The 13,131-nt window shown below is 63.4% G+C and carries 12 protein-coding genes and 1 pseudogene; 4 read left to right on the forward strand and 9 right to left on the reverse strand.

Going from position 1 to position 13,131, the window contains the following annotated elements:
• Positions 1–4 precede the first annotated feature (4 nt).
• From ACFVTM_RS09605 to ACFVTM_RS09615, 3 genes are all read right to left on the reverse strand, one after another.
• A complete protein-coding gene (locus ACFVTM_RS09605) occupies positions 5–1,414 on the reverse strand; it encodes an aspartate ammonia-lyase (RefSeq protein WP_390203200.1) in 1,410 nt (469 codons plus the stop codon).
• A gap of 119 nt (positions 1,415–1,533) precedes the next feature.
• Positions 1,534–2,946 (reverse strand): aldehyde dehydrogenase family protein, encoded by a 1,413-nt coding sequence (locus ACFVTM_RS09610; RefSeq protein ID WP_390203201.1) that lies wholly within the window; start codon positions 2,944–2,946, stop codon positions 1,534–1,536.
• Positions 2,939–3,991 (reverse strand): homoserine dehydrogenase, encoded by a 1,053-nt coding sequence (locus tag ACFVTM_RS09615; protein ID WP_390203202.1) that lies wholly within the window; start codon positions 3,989–3,991, stop codon positions 2,939–2,941. Before ACFVTM_RS09615 ends, ACFVTM_RS09610 begins: the two co-directional genes overlap by 8 nt.
• A 305-nt stretch (positions 3,992–4,296) precedes the next feature.
• On the opposite strand from ACFVTM_RS09615, the gene ACFVTM_RS09620 reads away from it, so the two are divergent.
• The 3 genes from ACFVTM_RS09620 (at position 4,297) to ACFVTM_RS09630 (ending at position 7,822) form a co-directional block, all read left to right on the forward strand.
• Positions 4,297–5,736, forward strand: a complete 1,440-nt coding sequence (locus tag ACFVTM_RS09620) for an amino acid permease (protein ID WP_390203203.1) — start codon at positions 4,297–4,299, stop codon at positions 5,734–5,736.
• Positions 5,737–5,817: 81 nt separating this feature from the next.
• Positions 5,818–6,984 (forward strand): alanine racemase, encoded by a 1,167-nt coding sequence (gene alr, locus ACFVTM_RS09625; protein ID WP_390203204.1) that lies wholly within the window; start codon positions 5,818–5,820, stop codon positions 6,982–6,984.
• Between the two features lie 37 nt (positions 6,985–7,021).
• On the forward strand, positions 7,022–7,822 hold the full coding sequence (locus tag ACFVTM_RS09630; protein ID WP_390203205.1) for an IclR family transcriptional regulator: 801 nt from the start codon (positions 7,022–7,024) through the stop codon (positions 7,820–7,822).
• Here ACFVTM_RS09630 and ACFVTM_RS09635 read toward each other — a convergent pair.
• From ACFVTM_RS09635 to ACFVTM_RS09645, 3 genes are read right to left on the reverse strand one after another with little or no spacing between them, the layout of a single operon-like run.
• Positions 7,819–8,595: an IclR family transcriptional regulator gene (locus ACFVTM_RS09635; protein ID WP_390203207.1), complete on the reverse strand. Its 777-nt coding sequence runs from the start codon at positions 8,593–8,595 to the stop codon at positions 7,819–7,821. The two genes, ACFVTM_RS09630 and ACFVTM_RS09635, sit on opposite strands and share 4 nt — an antisense overlap.
• Before the next feature lie 32 nt (positions 8,596–8,627).
• A complete protein-coding gene (locus tag ACFVTM_RS09640) occupies positions 8,628–9,380 on the reverse strand; it encodes a cyclase family protein (RefSeq protein WP_390203208.1) in 753 nt (250 codons plus the stop codon).
• Entirely contained in the window at positions 9,377–9,826 is a 450-nt protein-coding gene (locus tag ACFVTM_RS09645; protein WP_390203209.1) for a hypothetical protein, read from the reverse strand. The genes ACFVTM_RS09640 and ACFVTM_RS09645 overlap by 4 nt, the downstream gene beginning before the upstream one ends.
• Before the next feature lie 317 nt (positions 9,827–10,143).
• Here ACFVTM_RS09645 and mmuM point away from each other — a divergent pair, with 317 nt between their 5' ends.
• Positions 10,144–11,112, forward strand: coding sequence for a homocysteine S-methyltransferase (gene mmuM, locus ACFVTM_RS09650; RefSeq protein WP_390203210.1), 969 nt, complete (start codon positions 10,144–10,146; stop codon positions 11,110–11,112).
• A 278-nt stretch (positions 11,113–11,390) separates the two neighbouring features.
• On the opposite strand, the gene ACFVTM_RS09655 is transcribed toward mmuM, so the two are convergent.
• The 3 genes and pseudogenes from ACFVTM_RS09655 to ACFVTM_RS09665 form a co-directional block, all read right to left on the reverse strand.
• Positions 11,391–11,852, reverse strand: a complete 462-nt coding sequence (locus ACFVTM_RS09655; RefSeq protein ID WP_390203211.1) for a hypothetical protein — start codon at positions 11,850–11,852, stop codon at positions 11,391–11,393.
• Positions 11,853–11,947: 95 nt separating this feature from the next.
• Complete coding sequence (locus ACFVTM_RS09660; protein ID WP_390203212.1) at positions 11,948–12,712, reverse strand: SDR family oxidoreductase; 765 nt, start codon at positions 12,710–12,712, stop codon at positions 11,948–11,950.
• Positions 12,713–12,726: 14 nt separating this feature from the next.
• A pseudogene (locus tag ACFVTM_RS09665) lies at positions 12,727–13,131 on the reverse strand (NAD(P)/FAD-dependent oxidoreductase); the annotation flags it as partial.

Below are 13,131 nucleotides of genomic sequence, written 5' to 3' on the forward strand. Positions count from 1 at the left end.
GTGATCAGACTCCGGCGATCTCTGCATTTCTGACAGGCAGCACGGCGGATTCAAGCAGTGACCGGGCCGCGTCCCGTTCCAGTAGTTTCCTGCTGGTGACGATGTCCAGAATGCTTGACCCGTCCCGGAGGGCTTCCTTGGCCACTCCTGCTGCGGCGGCATACCCAATGGCCGGTATTAGGGCCGTGGCAAGACCCACCGAGGCTTCCGTCTGCCGGGCGAGGCGTCCGGTGTTCGCTTCAATGCCTTCCATGCAGTATCGACGAAGGGCGCGTGATCCTTGTTCGAGCCATGAAATGCTCTGAAGAAGGACATGGGCAATGACTGGTTCGAAGGCATTGAGCTGGAGCTGTCCGTTGTCTGCGGCCATCGTCACTGTGGTGTCAGCTCCGGCCACCGCGAAGGCAATCTGATTCATGGCCTCCGGGATGACGGGGTTGACCTTTCCCGGCATGATTGATGATCCGGCCTGGCGCGGGGGGAGGATAATCTCGCCAAAGCCGTTCTGCGGACCGCTCGACAGCAGCCGGAGGTCGCTGCTGATTTTGGAGAGCTTTATGGCGGTGCGTTTCAGCATGCCCGACAGGTGCATGAAAACGCCGACGTCGGACGTCGCTTCGATGAGATCAGCGGCCGGAACGACCTGGACGCCAGAGACCTCGGACAGCGCCCGGAGGACGAGTTGTTGGTACCCGGGTTCGGCGGTGATGCCGGTCCCGATGGCGGTGGCGCCCAGGCTGCATTCCAGCATCAGCGCCGTGGATTCCATAAGCCTGGAGCGGTCTTCTTCCAGCGTCGCGGCGAATGCGTTGAACTCCTGCCCAAGTGTCATCGGGACGGCGTCCTGAAGCTGTGTTCGGCCCATCTTCACGATGCCGGCGAATTCAGCGCCCTTGTCACGGGCGGATGCGGCAAGTTCGCCCAGCTCGTGGTTGAGTTCTGCGGTAGTGAAGATCAGCGCCAGCTTGATCGCCGTCGGATACGTGTCATTGGTGGACTGGCACCGGTTGATGTGGTCAATGGGGTGCAGATGCTGGTAATCCCCGCGGCGGTGGCCCAGTTTTTCCAGCGCAAGGTTCGCGATTACCTCGTTGGCATTCATATTTGTGCTGGTGCCCGCACCGCCCTGGATGACGTCCACGCAGAATTGTTCGTGGTGATGTCCGTCCTGGATCTCCCGGCAGGCTTCGCGGATCGCTGAAGCCTGCCGCGGGTTGAGGATGCCCAGTTCGTAGTTGGCCTGCGCCGCAGCGTTCTTGATCATGGCCAGGGCACGCACCAGGTGCGGGTGCCGGGAGACGGGAATCCCGCTGATGGTGAAGTTTTCCAGGGCCCGGGCGGTGTGCGCTCCCCAATAGGCCGCGGCCGGTACAGGTATGTTTCCGAGCGAATCCGTCTCGATGCGGGTGGTCATGGTTTTCCATCCTCTGGGGAAGTTTCTCTGTGTGAAAGTTTGGGTGGTGGCATTGGTGTCTGCCGCTTGGCAGGAGGAACCGGAGGGGCGCCGGGCCCGGTCGCGTCCCTCCGGTTCGATCAGTTCTTGATGCAGACGACCTTTGGCTGGGTCATCTCCTCGTACGCGAAGTGGACGCCCTCCCGTCCCATGCTTCCGTATTTGGCCCCGCCGAACGGCATGCCGTCGAACCGGTAGTCAGAGGAATCGTTGATCATGACGCCGCCTGCTTCGAGCTGTTGGGCCGCGTCCATTGCCTTGGCCAGGGAGTCGGTGAAGATGCCCGCATGAAGACTGAACTCGATGGCGTTGGCGACTTCGATGGCTTCTTCGAAGGTAGTGAATTTTCGGAACATGACCACGGGCCCGAAGACCTCCTCCTTCCACAGCCGGCCATCGGCCGGGACCGCTTCCAGAACGGTCGGGTGAAGCACATTGCCGTCCTTGACATTGCCTGAGAGCAGGACAGCGCCGGCGTCGAGGGCCTCGTCCAGCTTGGTCTGGAGCTCCTGCAAGGCAGCCGAGCTGATCATGGGCCCGATATCCGTCCGTTCATCGGATGGATCGCCGGCAACCAACCGCGCGGTTGCCTCCAGGAAGCGCTGGCGGAACGCGCCGTACACCGGGGCGGCCACGAGGATCCGCTGCACCCCCACACAGTTCTGGCCGGCGGCCCAAAACGCTCCGGAGACGCAGGATTCCACTGCCTCCTCGATGTGGGCATCCTCCAGGACGATCACGGGCGCGTTTCCGCCAAGATCCATGGACAGCTTCTTCAGGCCTGCGGTGCGGGCGATACTCTCACCCGTGGAGAACCCCCCGGTGAAGGACACCATTCGCACCTCCCGGGACCTGATGATTGTTTCAGCCACCTCCCGGTCGCCATGCACGATCGTGAGGGCCTCCGGCGGCAGCCCGGAGCTTACCAGGGCGTCCGTGAGCAGCTGGGCCGACAGGGGAGTAAGTGCAGAAGGCTTGAGGATCACGGCGTTTCCTCCGGCGATTGCCGGGCCGATCTTGTGTGCCACCAGGTTGAGGGGGTCGTTGAAGGGAGTGATCGCGGCAATGATGCCCAGTGGTTCGCGCGAGTACCATCCGGTGCGGTCCTCTGAGCCCTCATACGAGTCAAAGGGGATGAGTTCGCCCGCGTTCCGGCGTGCTTCGGCGGCGGAGAGGCGGAGCGTGTTGACCGCGCGCAGTACTTCCTTCCGTGCCTGGCGGATTGTTTTCCCGGCTTCGGACACAATCGTTTGAGCGAACTCCTCGCTGCGCTGCTCGATCTCTGTTGCGGCGCCGTCCAGTATCTTCCCGCGGGCGTTGCGGGACAGCGCCCGTGCCTTCCGGGCACCGACGCGGGCCATTTCGATCACGGCATTGCCGGCGGTGGCTTCGGTCAGCGAAACCGCGCCGACCACGCTGCCGTCATAGGGGCTCGTCACGTCACGGAACTGCGGCAAAGCCGTTTCCGCCGAACATAGTGTGGATTCAGACATGTGCGGCTGCTCCGGTCCTGGCTGCGTGCATGGCGATGATGTCAGAGAGCAGCGCGTAGGCGGTCTCCACCCGGCCGGCTCCCGGTCCTGAGACGGTGACTTGGCCCAGAAGGTCGGTGTCGAATGACACGGCATTGGTGGCGCCGGAAACCCCGGCGAGCCCGTGGTGGAAGGGGAGCGCTACGGGGGATACGCCTGCTGTCACGGACCCGTCCAGGTTCCGACGTGCTGCGCCGACGAGCTTCCAGCGGCGGCCCTCGCGGGCTGCCTTCTGGATGTTCTCCGGCGTCAGGGTCGAAATTCCCTGGCGCTGGACGTCCTTGAGTTCCATGCCGGCGTCGAGCAGTTCGTTGGCGAGGATGAGGACTTTGAGCTGAACGTCGTGACCTTCGATGTCGGCTGCGGGGTTCGCCTCGGCGTAGCCGAGGTCCTGCGCCTCGCTGATGGCTGCTTCGAAGTCCAGGCCGGCTTCCATCCGCCCGAGCACATAGTTGCTGGTGCCGTTGAGGATGCCTTCGAAGCCGTTTAGCTTCAGTCCAGCGAACATCTTCCTGGCCAGGCGGATGACGGGGGTGCCGCTCATGACGGCGCCCTCGAACTCGAAGTGCACGCCGTTCTGTTCGGCCAGGGAGGTCAGCTCGGCGCCGCGGAGGGCAACGGGGCCCTTGTTCGTGGTGCAGACGCTCTTTCCGGATTCGAGTGCCCAGCGCACGTGTGAAACTGCCGGCTCGCCGTCTTGGGGATTCGTGAAGGTGGCCTCGCAGATGATGTCGGCGGTGCAGTTGCGGATAACTGATTCGTTGTTGGTGTCCGCGGATCCGCCGTACGCGGCGAAGGTTTCGCTGCCGCCGTCCAGTCTGAGGGCGATGGAGAGGTCGATGCCCTCGGGCTGGACCAGGGATCCAAGGCGAAGGTCGGTGATGGCCACGACCCGCAGGCCGAAGCCCAGCTCGGAACGAAGTGTCTCGCCGCGGGTTGCGATCAGTTCGGCCAGCGTCCTGTTGACGCCGCCGAAGCCGATCAGTGCAATGTCGTAGGTGGTCATGGTGCTCCTTCAATCGGTTACATCGGTCCTTCAATGCTGGCCGCATCCCATGTCCGTCAGTGCATGTGATTGTGACCGAAAAGCAGGGCAAATTGACCATCTGACTGCCGATTCGACATCGGCATCTCAAGTAACCAACGTGCAACATAGACATGCTTAAATGTTTTTACTGACCAATATGCCGTTTTCGTGTTACTTTCATCACTATCACTATCGCTATGCACAGCTCGAGGCGGCCCGTCCCACAAGCCGGGGCAATGTGCGCACGCTTCGCATCAGAACTGTCCACTCACCTGGGAGAAACCATGGAACCCTCATCACCCGTCCAGCTAAAACCGCAGCCCACGATTCCCCCGTCGACCGATTCCGGGCTCCGGCGGTCCATGGGGGCACGGCATCTGGTCATGATCGCCATGGGCGGGGTGATCGGCTCCGGGCTTTTCCTGAGCTCGGGCTACACCATTTCCCAGGCCGGGCCACTCGGGGCGGTCATCGCCTATCTCATCGGAGCCTTTGTTGTGTACCTGGTGATGGCCTGCCTCGGCGAACTTGCCATCGCTTACCCAGTCTCGGGCGCCTTCCATATCTACGCGGCGAGGTCGATCGGGCCGGCCACCGGTTTCGCCACGGCCTGGCTCTACTGGCTCTGCTGGGCAGTGGCCATCGGATCGGAGTTCACGGCCTCCGGTCTCCTGATGCAACGCTGGTTTCCGGGTGTTGACGTCTGGGTCTGGTGCGTCATCTTTGCCTCGCTCCTCTTCGGCTTCAACGCAGTTTCTTCGAAGTTCTTCGGCGAATCCGAGTTCTGGTTTGCCATCGTCAAGGTCGGCGCCATCGTGGCCCTCATCGTTCTCGGCGGCGCGGCGCTGTTCGGCGTCCACCCGCTCAGCGAGGGGGCCAACCACCCCAACATGTTTGAGAACTTCAACACCTCCGGCGGCCTCTTCCCCAACGGCTTCACCGGTGTCCTCGTCACCGCCCTTGCAGTGTTCTACGCCTTCTCCGGCTCTGAACTCATCGGCGTGGCAGCGGGCGAAACAGCTGACCCCGCCACGAGCATCCCCAAGGCGATGCGCAGCACCGTCGTCCGGCTGCTGGTCTTCTTCGTCGGGGCAATCGCTGTCATCGCCGCTACGATCCCGTTCGAGCAGGTCGGACTGGATGAAAGCCCGTTCGTGACGGTTTTCTCATCCATCGGCATTCCTTTTGCTGCCGACATCATGAACTTCGTCATCATTACCGCCCTCCTCTCGGCCGGAAACAGCGGTCTCTTCTCCTGCGCACGGATGCTTTACTCCCTGGCCGACGAGGGGCACGCCCCCCGGGCCCTGAAGAAGCTGACCCGACGCGGAATCCCCATGATCGCGCTCTCCGTCAGCATGCTCGGTGGCCTGGCATCACTGATCAGCAGCGTCGTTGCCCCCGAAACGGTGTACCTGGTGCTCGTTTCGGTGGCAGGTTTCGCCGTCGTCGGGGTCTGGATGTCCATCACCGCCTCGCACTTTTTCCACCGCAGGGCCTTCGTCAAGAACGGCGGCGATGTCGCAGCCCTTCCCTACAAGGCCCCCCTGTTCCCGCTGGTGCCGATCCTGGCCTTCTCGCTCTGTGTCATTTCCCTCATCGGCATCGCCTTTGACCCGAACCAGGTAGCCGCCCTATATTTCGGAATCTCTTTTGTTGGTGCCTGCTACGCCTTCTTCTACTTCAAATACGGGCGCAAGGCGCGTACGCGTCGGCTGTCCTAACGCCATCATCAGCCAACGTCTACTTGGCCTGGGAGCCGGGGACCCACGTCCCCGGCTCCCAGGCTGTCCAACGGATAACACATGAATTCACAACAACGCCCGATGCACCACATGCGCAGTCCGGGCCAGAACGCCGGCAGCTGGCTGGAGATTGACGCCGCCGCATTCGAGTCAAACGTCCGGAACCTGCTTTCCATGATCGATGACCGGGCGCTCCTGTGCGCCGTGGTCAAGTCCCATGCGTACGGACATGGAGCTGACCTTTTACTCCCTTCCCTCGTTCGTCTCGGTGTTCCATTCGTGGGAGTGGGAAGTAACGAGGAGGCGGCCATCGCACGCCGCTGCGGTTTTGGGGGCCGGATCCTGCGTGTCCGCGCCGCGGCGCCGCAGGAGATCAAGGCCGGCCTGCGTCACGACATCGAAGAGCTTGTTTCCGACCCGCGGAGCGCGTGGGAAATACACAAGATCGCTGCAGAGGCCGGGAAAGTGGTCCGCATCCATCTCGATATCAACTCTTCCGGGATCAGCAGGCACAGCCTCGATGTCTCATCCAGCCTTGGCCGGGCATCCGCGGTGGGGATCGTGAGCCACCCTGGACTTCGACTGGCGGGGATCATGACGCATTTTCCCGAGGACGACAACGGCCATATCGAGGCGGCCCTTCTGCGTTTCCAAAGCCAGGCGTTGACGCTGCTCCAACTGACCGGAACTCCCCGGGAAGAAGTGCTGCTCCACTGCGCCAATTCCTACGCCGCCCTGCATGTACGCGGCTCCTGGCTGGACATGGTCCGTGCCGGGGCAGCCCTCTACGGCGATTCGGACCGGACCGCAGGGCACTTCCAACGGTGTCTGGCCTTCAAAGCCCGGATCGCGTCGATTAACAGCTATGAGGCAGGCACCAAGGTCGGCTACGGGCTAACCCACACCTTGGACCGGGACTCGAGGCTGGCATCAGTGACGGCGGGTTACGGAGATGGCTACCGGAGGGCACTGGCCAGAGAAGGCAGCGTGCTTGTCCGCGGCCGTCGCGCCGCCATCGTGGATATCGTTTCGATGAATTCCATGGTTGTCGACGTCACCGACGTCGCGGAAGTCTGTCCTGGAGACGAAGTCGTGCTCTTCGGGCGGCAAGGAGGCGCAGAAATCGCTCCCGCCGAACTGGAAGCAGCGAATGCAGCAATACTCGCGGACCTCTACACTGTGTGGGCGCAAGGAAACCGCGTCCTGATCAACAATGAAGGCATGTGAGAATAGGCGTAGTTATCGGGCGGAAGGAGCATCGAGCGTGGATTCTTCCTCGGAAGCGTCGTCAATGGCCCAAGGACTTCGAATAGTCCGGCTGGTCGCAGACCGGGAGAAGAGAGGCAGACGGCTTCTCGGTGTTTCTCAGCTCGCATCCGAGCTGGATATGGAACAAAGCCGTGTCTCCCGGCTGACACAGGAATTATGTGAGCTGGGACTGCTGGAACGTGTCGAACGCGGCCCATTCCGAACCGGCCCCCGATTTTTCAGCCTGGCGGCGTCTTTGAATTCCGGCTGGGTCCGGGAATCAAGAACCGAACTTGAGGCTTTGGTGGCCGCTTTCGGCCTTAGATCCAGAGTTTCCGTCCGCGAAGGCTTCCGCGTTATTCTTCTGCGGGCCTCCAGCAATGACGCGGTTCCCGGCAGCTTCGTGAAGCCCGGCATGGTGACGCCCGTATGGTGTACCGGGTCCGGCCGGGCCCTGCTGTGGGACGACCAACAGCCCGCCGTTCAAGCCCTCCTCAAAGACGTCAACTTCATCGGCGTAGGCGGCCCGGGAGCGGCCCATTCGCCAGAAGAAGTCGCCGAACTGATGGACCGGGACAGGGCCCGGGGCTTCATCGTCGCGGAGGAAGAATTCGAGCACGGAGTCTACGAACTGGCCGTTCCCGTCCGCAGTGCTGAAGGCTCCATTCTTGCCGCACTCAGTGTCCTGGGCAGCCGTGCCGAGATCCAATCCAGCACCAATGACATTGCAGAGGCCCTCACAGCAGCAGCCGAACGCCTGGGGACCCGCGAGGCCCGCACTCGGGACGACGCAGGCCGGAAGGGCCTTGCCAGCTAGAGCCGGTCCTGCGGCAGGGCATGCCCCAGCGTCGACTCAAGCCACTCTCCCCAGGACACGAGAGCCGTGGCGCAGAGCTCCATCCGCGGTTCCAGTCGTGTCTTGGCGCCTACGACCTGCAACGCTGCGACCACATCGCCCTTGAAGTCCCGAATCGGAACGGCCAGGGAATACAGTCCTGGCTCGGCTTCCTCATCGACGATGGAGTATCCCCGTGCCCGCGCCGCACGCAGTCGAGACAGGAAGTCCTCGACGTCAACGGGTGTATTGGGGCCATGACGCACGAAGTCCACATCGGAGAAAATGCTCCGGACCTCTGCGTCCGACGCTTCCCACAACAGGGCCTGGCCGGCATCACTGCAGAAGGCCGGGTAGGGCCTGCCTAGCCAAGAACCAACCATGTTGCTGCTTGCCGGAACTCGCTCACCGATGGTGACCGTACTGTCTCCGCTCAGAACCCCAAGGAAGCATCCCTCATCAGTTTCACCCGCCAAGCCTTCCAAAGCGGTCACACCGTCGGTCTGCAGCCGTTGCTCGGTCAGCAGCTGTGCGTCTGTCAGAAGCGACCAGTCCAGGGTGTAGGACCGATGGTCTCCGCGTGCCAGAAAGCCCTCCTGCTGGGCTGCCCGCAGGCTGCGCGAAACCTGGCTGCGGTCCTTGCCCAGATCGGCTGCAATATCAGCGACCGTTCCGCCGGGCAGGCCTCCTGCGTTGCGGGATCCGACCGCCAGGACAGCCATGATTCCCCGGCCCATGCTGGATGTCTTAGACATGGATCCGATTCTAGTCACTGAACGGACCCGTCTTAGTGGATGGCGAAGACCCGGGCAGGAAAACCGCTGCCTCCAAGGGGCTTGGGCCAGCTCGCAATGAGGGCCGCCCCCGCTTCCGGAAGTCCTTCCAGGTTCGCCATCAGCTCGATCTGCCACCGGTTCTGCGCCAGGACATAGGTCTCCAGACTGAAATCCTGACGGGACGTAGCCAGCCCCGGGTCTGTGTCCGTCTGTTCATGCCCGACGGCGGTCACCGAACGCTCCTCAACCAGGAAGGAAAGGACTTCTTGCGACCAGCCCGGCGTGTGGCTGACACCCTCGCCATCCCTGTTGGCCATGGCGCCGGCGTCGGGCCAACGCCGGCTCCACCCTGTCCGCAACGCCACAAAGGCCCCGGGGGCGATGGCGCCATTGCGTCTCTCCCATGCCTCAACGTCCTCCATCGTGGGAGTGGCGTCCGCATTTGCGACGACCCTCTCGGTGATGTCGAGGATGACCAGCGGAAGGACCATGTCCTCTACAGGAATCTGGTCCAGGGTCCGTCCCCCGCGGATGAAATGCGAGGGAGGATCAACGTGTGTTCCCCATTGGCCGATGATCGAATAGCGGTGGGCGGTGAAACCGTCGCCTTTCTCCAGATCGAAGACGGGCTCCCTAATTTCGTCGGGGAATGCCGGGAAATGCGGCTGGCCAGGGTGGAAGGCATGCGTCAGGTCGGTAAATGACCTGCCGGCAAGCAGCGGCCGCAGATCGTCCCAAAGTCCGGTCGCGGTGGCTTCCATCATGATGCGGCCTCGCTCGCAAATACTGCCGGAAGGGCAGTGCTGGAGACGCTGATTGGCCCTGTCAGTTCGATTACAGGGACCTCCCAGGGATGGATATCCACGATTTGCTGCAGGAAGCGTTCCACCGCGGCATCATCGAGCGCCGCATCAAAATACGTCGTGAAGACAAAAGTAGGTGAAATCGTCTGCTGGCCCACCTGCCCCAACGTCGGGTTAGCGCCTTCAGTACAGGTGAATCCCTCGAAACCCAAACCGGATTCGAAGACATGTCTGTAGTTGCCAAAATCCCCTAAATCGGGGGATTCGGACACGGCCTGGAGCAGGGCCACGACGCCCGCTTCATCCCTGAATGCTTCAACATCGCCCTTGGCGAGCCGCGAGAAAGTTTCCGAAGCTACGGGCCAATGCACTCGCAGCTTGCGTACTGATTTCATTTCAATCTTCAACGGAATCCTCTTCCTGATCGGTTCACAAAGGGTGACTGAATGCCATGGTGGCATAGAGTGATGATCATTACAAGCATCGAAAAATGCTTATTACGCACATGTGGGGGAGGCGGTCATGTTCACTCGGCACCTCCGCTCGGCTTGGGGGACTGAGCCGGGACGCGCCGGTAGCTGGAGTGGCTGCTGACCGTCATGTGAATGCCCAGGACCGTGGCGCCCTTGTCATTGCACGTTGTGCTACGTTGCACTGCCGGACGATGAGGCACCGCGTCCGCCCGGCAGGCACGACCGAACCGAACCGCTAGGAGCCCTGAACGATGCCCAGAAACACCAAGCTCTCCCGCCTGCTCGATACCGGAGCAAACCTGACAGTAGACGGCGCACTCGCCACCGAACTGGAAGCGCACGGCTGCAATCTGGACGACCCTTTGTGGTCGGCTAAAGTCCTTCTGGAACAGCCGCAGCTCATCAAGAGCGTGCACCACGAATATTTCCGCGCCGGAGCCGCAGTCGCCATCACAGCGAGCTATCAGGCCACACCCCTGGGGTTTGCCCGGCGCGGCATCGGCGAAGAAGAGGCCCTCAAGCTGGTGGCTGCGAGTGTGCGCCTGGCCGACGAGGCACGCCGCGAGTACCTGGCCGAAAACCCGGATGCGGGCCCCCTGCTGGTTGCAGGATCAGTCGGGCCCTACGGCGCGTACCTCGCGGACGGATCGGAATACCGGGGAGACTATTCCCTCAGCCGAAACGGGTTCTTGGACTTCCACCGGCCCCGAATCGCGGCGCTGGTGGAGGCCGGAGCGGACCTTCTTGCCTGTGAGACGCTGCCTTCATTGCCGGAGGCCGAGGCCCTTTTGGCACTCATGAATGAGTTCGACGTCGAAGCCTGGCTCTCCTTCACGCTACGGGACGGAGGGCACATCAGCGACGGTACGCCGCTGGCCCAGGTCGCAAAGCTCTGCGGCACGCAGCCGCTCGCGGTGGCGATCGGCGTGAACTGTGTGCCGCTGGAGCTGGTCTCCCCAGCCCTGGACGCCCTGGGCAAAGCCACCCATATGCCCCTAATTGCATATCCAAATTCGGGCGAACGCTACGATGCAGTCACCAAAACGTGGGGGCCGGCCGCATCGGGGGCCAGCACTGCGGTCCCCGGTAGTAGGCAACCCGCAAGCCTTGCGGAAGGAGCTGCCGTCTGGCGTGAACTCGGTGCCCGGCTCGTTGGCGGGTGCTGTCGAACGACCCCGGAGAGTATTGCCGCCGTGGCCAGGCTGTCAGAAATTCCCTAACCAGAACTGCCAGGGGGCAAGGATAGTTCCGGACACCCACGGGGCCCCCGATCGCCAGGAAGCGCTGGGGATGGTCGCGGCAGGGCCGGATCAGGCTGGGGAGTGCCCTCCAGAGGTTAGCTATGCCGGGTAATGGGCGAGGCTGGGCGCGGAGCCGACAATTGTTTTCAGCGCGCTGGGACCAGAGAACGTTGGGCTGCTCCGCGCGGGAACGGGGGAATCTGTCTGGTTGTGTCGGTGTCCAGCTATGTTGACAGCGGTTGGTTCTGGCGGCCCGCTCACCCGGCCTCCTTTTGCGACTCGGCGCGGGCCTCGATCGCCTTCACTGTGTTGTCGAACGCCTTCACGAGGACGCTCTTGCCGACGCTTCTGACAACGACTTCCAGGAGCCGTCCGCGAAGGTTCTTCCCCTCACGGACTACGGTGTAGTCCACGGTGGTGTTGCCGTTCGGATTCACGGTGAGGTCGTAGGTGTGACCGGAGTTTCGGCCCCACGCGTTCGAATCGGTAGTGGTCAGTGTGACGTGCGTCGGATTCGACCAGTCGTAGTGCAGCCGCTCCCACACTCCACGGGAGCCCTCGGTCACGTCGGCCTGGGTTTTCCCGCGGTCGTGAATCTGGAGGTACCTGTCGGCACTGTTGCCGAATAGCTCTGCACGTCCCGGCCCGAAGTCGGTCAGGCTGGCGATGAACTGTTCGGGAGTTGCACTCGTGTTCGCGTGCAGTTTGATGGTTGTCATTTTTTTCTTCGTCCCTCTCGTTGCGGCTCCACGGTCTGCCGAGGGCATCTACGTGGTCGCCGATGTCAGCGCTGCGGGCAGTGAACTTGCCCGAGTCAGTGTCCTCCGAGGAGCTGCTGGCCGCCGTCGATGTCGTATGTCGCCCCGGTCAGGGCGGTGTTGGTCATGATGTGCACGGCCAGTGCGGCGACGTCGGCGGGTCCGACGACGCGGCCGATCGGCAGCGTGGTGCGGAGTTCGCTGCGGCGCTCCTCGAGCCCGGCGCCGAGGAGCGACGCCGACAGGGGTGTGTCGACGAAGCCTGCGGCGATCACGTTCACCCGGACCGGCGCGATCTCAAGCGCCAGGTTGGCTGCCAGGGCGGGAAGCGCGGCCGTGACGGCCGAGATGATCCCGAGCCCCGGTCCCGGTCGGCGGCCCCCGGTGCCGCTCATGAACAACAGCGTGCCCCCTGGGCGGACCTTGCCGGAGGCGTAGCGGGCGACGCCGAGCATGAGCATGGCGGAAGCAGCGAGGGCGCGGCGTGCCTGTTCGAAGTCCATGTCGGCAAGGCGTGCGTAATAGGGGCGCCCGGCTGTGACCATGACGTGGTCCACCGGGTCCGGCAGTTGCTCGAAGAACTCGGCCAGTGCAGCCGGGTCGTTGGCGTCGAACGCCGCGGTGCCCAGCGCGCCGAGCTCGCTGGCCGCGTGCTCGAGCCTGCCGGAATTACGGCCGGCAAGGATGACGCCGGCGCCCTCGGCCCGGGCACGCCGGGCCGTCTCCAGCCCGATGCCGGCGCTGCCGCCTATCACCACCACGGTTTGCCCCGACAAATCCGGCTCGCGTGAAGCCGCCGGGGCGGCTGCTGCGGTGCTCATGGGATCGCCTCCTCTCAGTCCGCCGCGGAGGGTCCCGCGCCGAGCGGCCTGGACGCGGCCGCGATCTCTCCGCGGAGGGCTTTGAGCGCGGGGACGTAGATTTCCGAGAATGTCGGGAAGGGCTGGATCGTGTCCCTGAGGACTTCGAGCGGGACATGGGCCCGGATCGCCAGGGTCGCCTGCTGCAGCCACTCGCCGGCGTCGGGGCCGAGCGCGTAGGCGCCGGTCAGCCGTTCGCCGTCGCTGAGGAGCGTGAGGAAGCCGTTGCTCTCGGCGTAGGCGCGCGTGTAGGTCGCTGTCTTGGATACCTCGGAGAGCGGGACAGTGGCGCTGAAGCGGCCCTCGACGGCGCCGACGGCGGCGGCTTGCGGGTCCGTGTAGGTGACGCGGGGGACGGCCTCGTAGTTTGCCTCCCGGGG

Origin of the sequence: Arthrobacter sp. NPDC058130 (assembly GCF_042884475.1) — a bacterium.
Classification (GTDB): domain Bacteria; phylum Actinomycetota; class Actinomycetes; order Actinomycetales; family Micrococcaceae; genus Arthrobacter.

Bases quoted from the DNA above. Each gene is read 5' to 3' on its own strand.
- ACFVTM_RS09635 (WP_390203207.1), bottom strand. From the start codon at position 8,595: ATGTCTAAGACATCCAGCATGGGCCGGGGAATCATGGCTGTCCTGGCG.
- ACFVTM_RS09660 (WP_390203212.1), bottom strand. From the start codon at position 12,712: ATGAGCACCGCAGCAGCCGCCCCGGCGGCTTCACGCGAGCCGGATTTG.
- ACFVTM_RS09640 (WP_390203208.1), bottom strand. From the start codon at position 9,380: ATGATGGAAGCCACCGCGACCGGACTTTGGGACGATCTGCGGCCGCTG.
- ACFVTM_RS09605 (WP_390203200.1), bottom strand. From the start codon at position 1,414: ATGACCACCCGCATCGAGACGGATTCGCTCGGAAACATACCTGTACCG.
- ACFVTM_RS09620 (WP_390203203.1), top strand. From the start codon at position 4,297: ATGGAACCCTCATCACCCGTCCAGCTAAAACCGCAGCCCACGATTCCC.
- ACFVTM_RS09615 (WP_390203202.1), bottom strand. From the start codon at position 3,991: ATGACCACCTACGACATTGCACTGATCGGCTTCGGCGGCGTCAACAGG.
- alr (WP_390203204.1), top strand. From the start codon at position 5,818: ATGAATTCACAACAACGCCCGATGCACCACATGCGCAGTCCGGGCCAG.
- ACFVTM_RS09610 (WP_390203201.1), bottom strand. From the start codon at position 2,946: ATGTCTGAATCCACACTATGTTCGGCGGAAACGGCTTTGCCGCAGTTC.
- mmuM (WP_390203210.1), top strand. From the start codon at position 10,144: ATGCCCAGAAACACCAAGCTCTCCCGCCTGCTCGATACCGGAGCAAAC.
- ACFVTM_RS09655 (WP_390203211.1), bottom strand. From the start codon at position 11,852: ATGACAACCATCAAACTGCACGCGAACACGAGTGCAACTCCCGAACAG.